The following is an 11,688-nucleotide window of genomic DNA, read 5'->3' as shown; positions in this document are numbered from 1 at the left end:
TGGGAAAATGAGATTCCTCATGCCGGAACCCACCTCGCGCCTGACCGCGCCCATTCTCTCCCCCTGGCGGACTGCAATGCTGGGTGCGGTGGCCCTGTTCGTAGGTCTCGGCATTGCCCGTTTTGGCTACTCTCCGTTGATTCCCGCGTTGGTGCACGCGCGCTGGTTCACGCCCGGGGTTGCGGACTTTCTGGCCTCTGTCAACCTGGTGGGCTATCTCATTGGCGCGGTCATCACCGGCACTTGGCTGGCCCATCGTGCTCCCGCTCCCTGGCTGCGCGCGGCCATGCTGGTGGCTTCCGGAAGCCTTGCCGCCTGCTCCCTGAATTGGGGATTTGCCTGGTACGCCGTTTGGCGCCTGCTGGCCGGCGTTGCCGCTGGCGTGCTCATGGTGTTGGCGGTGCCCAGCATTCTGGCTCTCGTGCCGGCGCGCACCCGCGGCGTAGTCGGCGGCTTGATCTTCGGCGGGGTCGGCGTGGGCATGATTTTTTCCGGCGAAGCCATCCCGGCGCTTGTGCGTCTGGGCTTGCCCGCCGCCTGGCTCTTGCTCGCACTACTCGGCTTTGTGCTCACCGCCATCGTCTGGAGCGGTTGGAGCGTAATGGCGGTTGCCCCGGCTGAGGTTGCCCCGCCTCCACCACTCGGTGCCAGGCGCCAGTCAATGCCCGGGGGAGCGCGAGTGCGCGACGCCGGCGCCTGGGCGTTCGTATGGCTGTTCGCCGCCTACTGCTGCAACGCCGTCGGCTTTGCTCCGCACTCGCTCTTTTGGGTCGATTTCATCGCCCGCCAGCTCAGTCGCGGCTTGCAGGCCGGTGGTCACGATTACCTCTTATTTGGCATCGGCGTCACCTTCGGTCCGCTCGCCGCCGGCTGGCTGGGTGACCGGTTCGGTGTCCGCCGCAGTCTCGCAGCCGGCATGGTCATCGAGGCGCTGGGCTTGGCGCTGCCGCTCTGGGCGACCACGACCGGTCCGCTGGTGATTTCCTCGCTGCTAGTCGGCGCCGCCGGCATGGGCGCCACCACCCTATTTGCCGCGCGCACGGTCGAGCTGACCCCGCCTGCCCGCCGCACCCGCGCCTGGGGCGTGATGACGCTCGCCTTTTCCAGCGCCTACGCCGCCGCCGCCATGGCCTTTTCCGGCATCTACGCCCACGCCAGCCGCTACGAGCCCATCTTCCTCATCGGTGCCCTGGCCCTGGTGGTTGGGGCTTTGCTCGCGGCGCTCGCGCGCTAGCTTCCCGTCCCTTGCAAGCGCCGCATTTCCGCCATGATGCAGTTAAAGATGCGTTCCAGCGCGGCATCATCGATCGGCCCGCCGCAATCCCGGTTGGCCGCCCGGATATTGGCCAGCACCCGTTCTTCGCGTTCCTGCTCGGCAATCGGCAGGCCCTGCGCCTGCTTCAGCTCGCCGATCGCCAGGGCGCAGCGACAGCGCTGGTTCAGCAGCGCCACCAGTTGCTGATCCAGCGTGTCAATTTGCTTGCGCCATTCAGCGATGTCCATTTCTCAGGCCTTTCAAGAACCGCGCCGCCGCCGCCGCCTCGGTTCCCGGCGCCGCTGCGGCGATCGCGCTCACCAGCGCCGAACCCACTACCGCGCCATCCGCATATGCCGCGACCGCGCTCACCTGTTCCGCGCTGGCGATGCCAAACCCAACCGCGACCGGCAGCTTGGTATGCCGCCGCAGCTCCGCAATCAAATCCCGGCTGCTGCCGGCACTGGTGCTGCCGCCGGTTACTCCCAGCCGCGAAACCGCGTAGATGAATCCGCTGCTCGCCGCCGCGATCGCTCCCAGCCGCTCCGGCGGCGAAGTCGGCGCCACCAGAAAGACCGTGTCCAGTCCCGCCGCCTGCAGAATGCGGCGGTAATCGCCGGCTTCCTCGGGAATTAAATCCGTCACCAGCACGCCGTCGCATCCGGCTGCCGCCGCATCCCGTGCGAACGGCTCCAGGCCATAGCGCAGGATGGGGTTGTAATAGCTGAACAGCAGCAGTCCTACCTTGGATCGATCGCGGATCGCGCGCGCCGTCGCCAGCACGTCGCTCAAATGCACGCCCTGTGCCAGCGCGCGCTGGCTTGCGGCCTGAATCACCGGCCCATCCGCCACCGGGTCGCTGAAGGGCACGCCCAGCTCGATAATGTCGGCGCCCGCTTCCGCCAGCGCCAGCGCAATCGCGCGGCTGGCGTCGAGCGTCGGATCGCCGATCGTCAGGTAGGGGATCAGCGCCCGCGGTTGCGTCTGGCTTTCGGCAAAGATACGCTCCAGCCGGCTCATGCGTTCAGTTTGAGCTCCCGCGTGAGAATGTCCATGTCCTTATCGCCGCGCCCGGAGATATTGATGATCATCGCGCTGTCCAGTTCCATCTGTGGCGCGCGCCGGCAGGCCTCGGCCACCGCATGGGCCGATTCCAGCGCCGGAATGATGCCTTCCAACCGTGACAATCGCTGACACGCTTCGAGCGCTGCGGCATCATCCGCAGCCACGTACTCCGCGCGCCGCCGGTCGTGCAGCTCCGCGTGCTCCGGCCCCACCGAAGGATAATCCAGGCCCGCCGATATCGAGTGTGTCGGCGCCACCTGTCCGTAGGCATCCTGCAGCAGGTAGGAGAATGTCCCTTGCAGCACGCCCGGCGTCCCGCCGCCCTCACCTGCCTGAAAGCGCGCGGCATGCTGGCCCAAGGCCGTCCCCCGGCCGCCTGCTTCCACACCAATCAGCGCTACGCCGGGGTCGTTGAGAAACGCGTGAAACAGCCCGATGGCGTTTGACCCTCCGCCCACGCAGGCGATCAGCGCCGCCGGCAGCCGTCCCTCCGCCGCCAGAATCTGCTGCCGCGCCTCCCGCCCGATGCAGATGTGAAAATCCCGCACCATGGCCGGATACGGATGTGCGCCCAGCACCGACCCCAACAAGTAATGTGTGTCCGTGCAGCGGCTCACCCAGTCGCGCATGGCCTCATTGATTGCGTCCTTGAGCGTGCGGCTTCCTGAGTTCACCGCCCGCACTTCCGCCCCCAGCAGCCGCATGCGCGCCACGTTCAGCGCCTGCCGCGCCATGTCGTCGGCGCCCATGTACACGACGCATTCCATCCCGAAATGCGCGCACACCGTTGCCGTCGCCACGCCGTGCTGGCCCGCGCCGGTCTCGGCAATGATGCGCCGCTTGCCCATCCGCCGCGCCAGCAGCGCCTGCCCCAGGCAGTTGTTGATCTTGTGCGCGCCGGTGTGCAGCAGGTCTTCGCGCTTGAGATAGATCCGGGCGCCGCCCAGCTCCGCCGTCAGGCGGGGCGCAAACGTCAGCGGTGTCGGCCGCCCGGCGAATTTCTGCAGCAGCTCGTTCAGCTCGGCGGTAAAGGAAGGGTCGCGCTTGGCCTCTTCGTAGGCCGACACCAGCTCGTCCAGCGGATGCACCAGCGTTTCCGGCACATAGCGTCCGCCGTAGCGGCCGAACCGCCCCGGCGCCGCTCCCGCCGCGCCGGAAGTATTTGCCGGCACCGGCACGGCATTGCGACGCAGCAGCAGCACGCCCCGCGCCGCGTGACAGAACGCCTGCACCGCCTCCGGATCTTTCTTTCCGGCCTTGCTCTCCACGCCCGACGACGTATCGGCGCCCTCGGCTCCCGACTTCCGCAAGGCTTCGGCGACATTTTTCGCTTTCAGTCCGCCGGCAATCACGATGCCCGGAACCGGCGCGCCCGTTCGCACGCGCGCCGCCAGCTCGCGCGCGAACACCCGCGCCTGCGCCCAATCGAAGCTCTGTCCGCTGCCGCCGGAGACGCCATCCTTGCCGGCGTGATCCAGCAGAAAACGCTCGGCGACATCGGCCCACTCCAGCCCCGCCTCGGCGCCTTTGGGCATGCTCACCGCCCGCCACACCGCCACCTGGGCGCGATCCCGCAACCGTCGTCCATCAGCAGGCGTGTAGTTGCCGTGAAGCTGCACCGCATGCAGGCCGCACGCCTCCACCGTTTGCGCAATTTCGTCGAGCGGTGCGCCGGAAAAGACGCCGACGCGCAGCACCTCCGCCGGCAGCAGCGGCGCCAGATCGCGCACCACCTCCCGCCGCACCCGCCGCGGCGAGGGCGCAAACACGAATCCCACGGCGCTCGCTCCTGCCGCCGCCGCTTGCAGGGCATCGTCGCGGTTGGTGATGCCGCAAATCTTGATCAGCGGCATCTGCACGCCACTCAGCAGTTGCGCCAGCGCCTCTCCCGGATCCGGCGCTTGCATGAAGCTCTCTCCGATCAAAAACGCCCGGAATCCCGCCGTCGACATCCGCACCAGGTCTTCCGCCGTCCGCAGACCGCTTTCCGCCACCCCCACCACGTCGCGGGTCAACTGTGGCCCCAGTTCTTCGCCCACTCCCAGATCGACGGCAAACGTGTGCAGGTCGCGGTGGTTGACCCCGATACAATCCACCCCCGCGCCCATCGCCATCTTTAGTTCGCGCTCATTGTGCACCTCGCACAGGGTCGCAATTTCCGCTTTCTTCGCCGCATGCACCAGCCGATGCAGCATGGTGCCGTTCTGGATCGCGGCAATCAGCAACACCGCATCCGCGCCGGCCGCCGCCGATTCATAGACCTGAAAATCGCTGACAATGAAGTCCTTGCGCAGAATCGGCAGTGAGGTCGCCTGCCGGACTTGTTCGAGATACTCCAGCCGCCCCTCGAAATGCTTTTCCTCGGTAAGGACCGAAAGCGCCGTGGCCCCGGCCCTCTCATAGCCCCGCGCCAGCTCCGCCACCGGAAACGATTCCCGGATCCGTCCACGCGACGGCGACGCCCGCTTCAGCTCGGCAATCACCGCCGGCCGCCGCGCCTCCCGCAAGGCCACCACGAAATGGCGCCGGTCCGCGCGTCCAGCCAGCGCCTGCCGCAATTGTGCATGCGTCCCACGCATCATCGTGCGCCGCAGCGCGCTTTGCACCCGCTGCTCTTGTACGATCTCCTCCAGAATCGAGGGTAGCCCGGGCCGCTTGTAGTCGCCCCGGTGCCGCGTCGGCCGCTCTCCGACCGCTGCCGGCGCCGCTTCGGGCGCCTCCAGGTTGCCGCGTTTGGCACTGCGCGTCTTCATTTCGGTCTTCTATCCTATCAGCTACCCACGTCCCTTTCGCCGCGCACGCGCAGCGGATTAACGACCTTAGAGAGCGGGCGCGCGGCGGAGCCGCGCTGGGCGCCCGCGCGTGGAGGGCGAAGGCGGCAGCGGAGCCGGGGCGTAGGGGCCCCCAGCGGAGCGGTCTGGCGACCTAAGAGAGCGGGCCGCGCGGCGGAGCCGCGCTGGGCGCCCGCGACCAATAAATGATGCTACCCTTTGGACAAGATGTCCGTTTTCCTGCCCCGCGTTCCGTGGGTTGCTGCGCTTGCCTTGGCTGTCTCGCTGCCCCTGGGCGCTCAGATCGTCGGCCAACAGCAGAACACCGCCGCCGCTCCCACCGCCACCTCCGCCGCTGCCTCCGACGCCGCCAGCGCCGCACGCCTGAAAAGCAGCACCGAATTTGTCCTGGGTAAGTGGGACGAGCTCCAAGCCGAAGCCCACGGTGGTCAAAATTATGCGGAGGGAGCCCTGCTGCACTTCCGCGCCGCCATCGCCGCCAACCCCAGTTCCGCCTATCTTGCCTCCCAGTTGGCGGACTTGCTGTCCCGCCTCGGCCGCGCCCCCCAGGCCCTGGAGCTGGCGAAAAAGACCGTCCAGCAGCATCCCCAAAGCATCATCGCTCATAAAACTCTGGGCGAAATCTACCTGCGCGAGCTGGGCCGGGCCCCGCAGCCCATCACCGACGCCAGCTCCGGCGGCGCCATGTCGGCCGCCATTGCCAACTATCAGGATCTGCTCCGTCTCGATCCCCACGACGCCACCTACATTGTGGTGCTGGGCAAGCTCTACGGCGCCGAAGGCAATGCCGCCGCCGCCGAGCAGCAATTCCGCGCTGCCCTTGCTATCGCCCCGACCAATATGGATGCAGTCGCCAGTCTGGTGCAGTCCCTTGCCAGCCAGAACCGCCTCGACGAGGCGCAAAAGGAAATCGACGCCCTGCCGCTGGTCGCCCGCGGCGCTCAAGTCTACATCACTCTGGGTGATGCCTACGCCAACCGCCATCGCTACGCCGACGCCGCCAAGGCTTATCAACAGGCCGTCGCCGCCGATCCGCAGGATGCCGATCTGCAAAAAGCCCTGGCCAGCGCGCTCATGGAGGCCGGCGAATATCCCGCGGCATTGAAGGCTTATACGCAATTGCGCCAGGAAGCGCCCGAAGACGGCCGCGCCGCCCTGCGCCTCGGCCAGCTCCAGATGCAGATGGGTCAGCTCGACGCCGCTCGCGTCAGTCTCGACGCCGCGGCCAAGCTGCTGCCCAGCAGTGACCTCGAGGTCGCCTACGCCAAAGCCCTGCTCGACCAAAGCCAGCATCACGATCAGGCGGCGGTGGCCGGGCTGCAGGCGCTGATAAAGCGCAAAACCCAGCCTGCGACGCAAAGCATTTTTCTGGCGCAACTGGCGCGTCTCGAAATGCAACTCGGCCAGAACGCGCCCGCGCTCGCCCATGCGCAGCAGTTGGCCGGCCTCGGCTCAGCCTATCGCGACCAGGCGCTGCGCCTCGAAATCGAGATCTACGCCGGCCAGCGCGAATTCACCCCCGCGCTGACCGCGACTGAATCCGCCTTGAAGCTGCAGCCCGACTCTCGCTCTCTGCAGTTGACGCGGGCCAACCTGCTCGCGGCCACCGGGCAAACCGCCGCCGCCCAGGCCGCCGTTCGCAAGCTCATGCACGGAGGCAGTCAGGATTGGGATCTCTATCTTGCTCTCGGCGGGATCGAAATGCAGGCGCGGCAGTGGCCGCAGGCGTTGCGCGATTCTCAGCAGGCCGGCAAGCTGGCCGCCTCTCCGGCCGGCCGTGCACGCGCCGAGCGCCAAATCGGACTCATCCAGGCCAAACAAACTCATTACGCCGCCGCCGAGCACAGCTATCGTCAGTCGCTGTCACTCGAGCCCGAAAATGCCGACACCCTCAACGCTCTTGCGTACGTGCTGGCGCAGCAGGGCGTCCGCCTACCCGAAGCCTTGCGTTATGTGCAGCAGGCGCTCGCGCAGGATGCCCACAATGGCGCCTATCTCGACAGCCTGGGTTGGATTTACTACAAGATGAAGCGCCTGCCCGACGCCATTACCAACCTCGAGCAAGCGGTCCATTTCGACCGCCACGATCCCGCCATCCTCGACCACTTGGCCCAGGCCTACGAAGGCGACGGTAAACTGCAACAGGCCGCCAGCAGTTGGACCCAGGCCCTCGCCGATCTCGACGGCGACCCCGACGCCGCCAACGCCACCCAGCGCAAAGACATTCAGAAAAAGCTGGACGCCGTCAAAGTCCGCCTCGCCCAGGAACAGCGCTAATCCAAGGCCATGCCGGGCCGCTCGAGCAAGGCCAGTTGCGCTGGGCTGCAAGGGCGTGCGGTGAGCTGGCAGAACCGGGGTGCGCCCTCAACCGGCGATTGCGGTGTCCTCGTCCAGCGGCGGGAGCTCCAGCGCTGCCTTTTCGAGTGCGGCTGCAATGCGCGCCAACGCGTCGGCCAAGCTCAGCTCCTGCGCCGAGGCCAGCTCGCTCGCCAGTAGCAGCGCGGCGCGGTCCAGCATCTTCTTTTCGCGGAAGGATAGCCGCTTCGACTGGTGTAGCTGCACCAGGGCCTTGAGCACCTCCGCTACTTCCGCCAGCGATCCCCGCCGTAGTTTGTCCGCGTTTTCCCGGAAGCGCGCTTTCCAGTCGCCCGGCCGCGACGCCGCTGGAGCCGGGACCGCATCTTCCAGATAGCCCAGCACCTGCGCCGCATCCGCCGCCGCGCTGATCGGTCTCAATCCCACGTGAGCGGCATTCGCTTGCGGCACCATCACCCGCAGGTTGCTCGCGGCTATCGTCAGCAGGTAGTAGTCGCCCTCGCCGTTGCCCGCCTGCCCGATCGCCTCGATGACGCCCACGCCGTGGTTGGGGTAAACGACCTGGTCACCGGGTTGAAAATAACGAGGGGCGCTCATACGGCAAACTGTAGCTCCAGTATGACAAAATGTCGGGAAGCCCAGCAATCGAGGACTAGAGGACTAAGGGATGGCCGTCAATATTCGTGCAAAATTGGAAACCGAAATCAAACAGCTTGAACACGAGCTCGCCATCGAGCTCCCCGCGGAGCTGAAGCGCGCCGTCGCCCTGGGCGACCTGAGCGAGAACGCCGAATATCACATGGCCAAACAGCGGCAGGAATTCGTCAACGCCCGGCTCGGCCAGCTCAAAAAGCGCCTTTCCGAACTCGCCCTGGTCAACGTCGACAACATCCCGCGCGACCGTGCCGCCTACGGCTCCATCGTCCTGCTCCATGATTTGGACAAAGGCGAAGATGTAGAGTATCGTTTGGTCACGAGCGAGGAGGCGGACGTCGCTCAGGGAAGGATTTCCACTTCTTCGCCTATCGGCCGTGGCATTTTGGGCAAACGGCCCGGCGATGAGGTGCGCATCCAAACTCCTAACGGTGTGCGGGAGTACGAAGTGCTCAAATTGCAGACCATTTACGAACTCGAAGCAGCCGGAGATTCCACCCTGTGACCTACACGCGCGCCATCGGGGTGGGTTGCAAATACATTCTGGACAAGATCGTCCGTTCGCTCGCCCTGGCGCGCATCAACCCCAACGTCCTCACCTTCATTGGCCTTGTCATTAACCTGATCGCCGCTGTCTTATTCGGCTACGGCCTGTTCTGGCAGGCCGGCCTGGTGATCATCGGCGCCGGCATTTTCGACATGGTCGACGGCCGTGTCGCCCGCTATACCAACACTGTCAGCCAATTTGGCGGATTCTTTGATTCCGTCCTCGACCGCTATTCCGACCTCGCGCTCTACTTCGGCCTGCTGGTCTACTACTCGCGCTCCAATCGCGAACTCTACGTGGTGCTCACCGCCATCGTCATGACCGGCTCGGTGATGGTCAGCTACGCCCGCGCCCGTGCCGAAAACACCATCAAAAGCTGCAAGGTCGGCTTCATGGAGCGGCCCGAGCGCATCGTGCTGGTCATCATCGGCGCCCTGTTCAACCGCATGGAGCCGGTGCTCTGGGTGATTGCCGTCCTCAGCAATGTGACCGTCATCCAGCGCATCCGCCACACCTATCACGAGACCCGCGCCATGGACCGCCGCCCGGAAAACAGCCACACCGCCGTCGGGCGCTGAACTGGAGTTATCAGTTCTCAGTTGTCAGTTTTCGGCTCGTCTGCGATGGCTGCGAGCTTTCCTTCCAGCTCGCGGAGCTGTTCGCGTTCGCTTTCGACTACCGCGGCCGCGGCCTTCTGCACGAAGTTCGGGTTCGCCAGCAGCTTGCGCTTGCGCGCGATCGCCGCCTCCAGCTCTGCCTTGGCGTTGCCCACCGGCGCCGCCGTCCGGGCGGCGTTCCGCTGCAGCCGGGCGGCGCGGGTTTGCTCCATCTCTTGCTCCGCCTGTGCTTCCGCCGCGGCATCGACGCCTGCCGCCTCAGCCTGCGGGAAGCGCGTCAGGGCAATCGACACTGCTGGCGTGGCGCCGGCGTGCAGCGCCATCCACAGCTCCTCGGTAAGGAACGGCATCACCGGGTGCAGCAGCCGCAACGCGCCATCAAACGCCGCCAGCAGATTGGCCGCAGCAATCTCGCGCTGACTGGCATCGCGCAGCCGCGGCTTGCTCCACTCCAGATACCAGTCGCAGAACTCATGCCAGAAGAAGTGATAGAGCGTGTCCGCCGCTTCGTGAAAACGATACGCGGTCAGGCTCTCGTCCAGCTTCGCGGCGACCGCGTTCAGCCGGGAGAAGATCCACCGGTCGACCCAATGCTCGCCTTGCGCCAGCAAGCGCTCCGGGCTGTCCGCCGGTGCGGCTGCGCCCGCCTGATTGGCGCTCATGAAAATGAACCGCGCCGCGTTCCAAATTTTGTTGGCGAAGGCCGCATAGCCCTGCATCCGCTCTTCTGCCAGAGCAATGTCGGTTCCCGGCGCCGCCATCGCCGCCAGGGTGAAGCGCACCGCGTCGGTGCCGTATTTTTCCGTCACCACCAGCGGATCGATTACGTTGCCCTTGGTCTTCGACATCTTCTGCCGCTCGGCATCCCGCACCAGAGCGTGAATGTACACCTGGCGGAACGGCGCGCGCCCGGTGAAGTGCACGCCCAACATCAGCATCCGCGCCACCCAGAAAAACAGAATGTCGAAACCGGTGATCAGCAGCGAGGTGGGATAAAAATCCCGTAAATCCTCGGTCGCTTCCGGCCAGCCCAGCGTCGAAAACGGCCACAACCCCGAGCTGAACCAGGTGTCCAGCACATCGGTCTCCTGCCGCAACGGCCCGCGGCAGCCGGGGCAACGCTCCGGCGCTTCGCGCGCCACGATGGTCTTGCCGCAGGCGTCGCAGTACCAGGCCGGAATCCGGTGCCCCCACCAGAGCTGCCGCGAGATGCACCAGTCGTGAATGTTCGCCATCCAGTCGAAAAAGTGCTTGGCGTTGACTTCCGGAATGAACTCGACTTCGCCCCGTTCCACCGCCGCCACCGCCGCCTGCGCCAGTGGCGCGATCTTCACGAACCACTGCGTCGAAATGCGTGGCTCGATCACCGTCCGGCAGCGCTGGCAATGGCCCACCGCCATGGGGTGGTCTTTCACCTCCGCCAGCAGGCCTTGCGCCTCCAGGTCCGCCACGATGCGTTTGCGCGCCGCGAACCGGTCCAGACCGGCGTAAGCGCCCGCTTCCGCGGTCATGTGCGCCGTTTCGTCGAGAATCGTCAACTGCGGCAAATGGTGCCGTTCGCCAGCGGCAAAATCGTTGGGGTCGTGGCCGGGCGTAATCTTGACCGCACCCGTGCCGAACTCCGGCTGGGCGATCTCGTCGCCAATCACCGGCACGGTGCGCCCGGTCAGCGGCACTGCAACTTTTTGGCCGATCAGGTGCTGGTAGCGTGCATCGCCGGGATTCACCGCAACCGCCACGTCGGCCAGAATCGTTTCCGGCCGCGTGGTGGCCACTTCAAGAAATTTTCCCGGCTGGTCGACCAGCAGGTAGCGCACCCGGTACATCTTCCCGGTCACATCCTGGTGTACCACTTCCAGATCGCTGACCGCGGTCTGACAGCGCGGACACCAGTTCACGATGTAGCGGCCGCGATAAATCAGCCCTTCTTCGTACAGCCGCACAAACACTTCCCGCACCGCCCGTGACAGCCCTTCATCGAGCGTGAACCGCTCCCGCTGCCAGTCACACGAGGCCCCCAGCCGCATCATCTGCTGCTGGATGCGGCCGCCGCTTTGCGCCTTCCACGCCCACGCGGCTTCTTCAAACGCCGCCCGCCCTATCGTCTTGCGGTCTTTGCCCTCGGCCGCCAGCGCCCGCTCCACCACCATCTGCGTGGCAATTCCGGCGTGGTCGGTGCCCGGAAGCCAAAGCGTGTTGTCGCCCTGCATCCGCCGCCAGCGCACCACGATGTCAATCAGCGTGTGCTCCAGCATGTGACCCATGTGCAGCGAGCCGGTGACGTTGGGCGGTGGAATCACCAGCGACCAGTTGTTGGGCCGCCCGTTTTCGGCGTGGAACAAGCGCCCCTCGACCCAACGCTGCGCCCAGCGCGGTTCGATCATCTGCGGCTCGTAGGCTTTGCTGAGTTCCTGGAACACGATCCACAATTATAATCGCCAC

At 65.9% G+C, this 11,688-nt stretch carries 9 protein-coding genes; 4 read left to right on the top strand and 5 right to left on the bottom strand.

Translation table 11 applies throughout. The features are described 5' to 3' along the window. Positions 1-7 precede the first annotated feature (7 nt). Complete coding sequence (locus EPN33_13745) at positions 8-1,234, top strand: YbfB/YjiJ family MFS transporter (protein ID TAN20844.1); 1,227 nt, start codon at positions 8-10, stop codon at positions 1,232-1,234. On the opposite strand, the gene EPN33_13740 is transcribed toward EPN33_13745, so the two are convergent. Genes EPN33_13740 through trpB form a run of 3 tightly spaced genes read right to left on the bottom strand, consistent with a single transcriptional unit; the run spans position 1,231 to position 5,073 of the window. Next, entirely contained in the window at positions 1,231-1,503 is a 273-nt protein-coding gene (locus tag EPN33_13740) for a chorismate mutase (protein ID TAN20843.1), read from the bottom strand. The two genes, EPN33_13745 and EPN33_13740, sit on opposite strands and share 4 nt — an antisense overlap. Further along, entirely contained in the window at positions 1,490-2,275 is a 786-nt protein-coding gene (locus EPN33_13735; protein ID TAN20842.1) for a tryptophan synthase subunit alpha, read from the bottom strand. Before EPN33_13735 ends, EPN33_13740 begins: the two co-directional genes overlap by 14 nt. Continuing rightward, the gene (trpB, locus tag EPN33_13730) at positions 2,272-5,073 is read right to left on the bottom strand and encodes a tryptophan synthase subunit beta (GenBank protein ID TAN20841.1); all 2,802 of its coding nucleotides are present in this window, start codon (positions 5,071-5,073) and stop codon (positions 2,272-2,274) included. The genes EPN33_13735 and trpB overlap by 4 nt, the downstream gene beginning before the upstream one ends. A 246-nt stretch (positions 5,074-5,319) precedes the next feature. Between trpB and EPN33_13725 the strand changes: the two genes are divergently transcribed. Then, positions 5,320-7,389, top strand: a complete 2,070-nt coding sequence (locus EPN33_13725) for a tetratricopeptide repeat protein (protein ID TAN20840.1) — start codon at positions 5,320-5,322, stop codon at positions 7,387-7,389. 87 nt (positions 7,390-7,476) lie between these two features. Here EPN33_13725 and EPN33_13720 read toward each other — a convergent pair whose 3' ends face one another. Continuing rightward, entirely contained in the window at positions 7,477-8,025 is a 549-nt protein-coding gene (locus EPN33_13720; GenBank protein TAN20839.1) for a CarD family transcriptional regulator, read from the bottom strand. A 70-nt stretch (positions 8,026-8,095) separates the two neighbouring features. On the opposite strand from EPN33_13720, the gene EPN33_13715 reads away from it, so the two are divergent. Then, positions 8,096-8,587: a transcription elongation factor GreA gene (locus EPN33_13715; GenBank protein TAN20838.1), complete on the top strand. Its 492-nt coding sequence runs from the start codon at positions 8,096-8,098 to the stop codon at positions 8,585-8,587. Continuing rightward, positions 8,584-9,207 (top strand): CDP-alcohol phosphatidyltransferase family protein, encoded by a 624-nt coding sequence (locus tag EPN33_13710; protein TAN20837.1) that lies wholly within the window; start codon positions 8,584-8,586, stop codon positions 9,205-9,207. The genes EPN33_13715 and EPN33_13710 overlap by 4 nt, the downstream gene beginning before the upstream one ends. Positions 9,208-9,224: 17 nt before the next feature. On the opposite strand, the gene EPN33_13705 is transcribed toward EPN33_13710, so the two are convergent. Beyond that, on the bottom strand, positions 9,225-11,669 hold the full coding sequence (locus EPN33_13705) for a valine--tRNA ligase (GenBank protein ID TAN20964.1): 2,445 nt from the start codon (positions 11,667-11,669) through the stop codon (positions 9,225-9,227). Between the last annotated feature and the right edge of the window lie 19 nt (positions 11,670-11,688).

Source organism: Acidobacteriota bacterium (assembly GCA_004299485.1).
GTDB lineage: Bacteria > Acidobacteriota > Terriglobia > Terriglobales > SCQP01 > SCQP01.
The sequence above is the reverse complement of the archived record's forward strand: the minus strand, read 5'-3'. Positions and strand labels throughout refer to the sequence as shown.

Bases quoted from the DNA above. Each gene is read 5' to 3' on its own strand.
- EPN33_13745 (TAN20844.1), top strand. From the start codon at position 8: ATGAGATTCCTCATGCCGGAACCCACCTCGCGCCTGACCGCGCCCATT.
- EPN33_13740 (TAN20843.1), bottom strand. From the start codon at position 1,503: ATGGACATCGCTGAATGGCGCAAGCAAATTGACACGCTGGATCAGCAA.
- EPN33_13735 (TAN20842.1), bottom strand. From the start codon at position 2,275: ATGAGCCGGCTGGAGCGTATCTTTGCCGAAAGCCAGACGCAACCGCGG.
- trpB (TAN20841.1), bottom strand. From the start codon at position 5,073: ATGAAGACGCGCAGTGCCAAACGCGGCAACCTGGAGGCGCCCGAAGCG.
- EPN33_13725 (TAN20840.1), top strand. From the start codon at position 5,320: ATGTCCGTTTTCCTGCCCCGCGTTCCGTGGGTTGCTGCGCTTGCCTTG.
- EPN33_13720 (TAN20839.1), bottom strand. From the start codon at position 8,025: ATGAGCGCCCCTCGTTATTTTCAACCCGGTGACCAGGTCGTTTACCCC.
- EPN33_13715 (TAN20838.1), top strand. From the start codon at position 8,096: ATGGCCGTCAATATTCGTGCAAAATTGGAAACCGAAATCAAACAGCTT.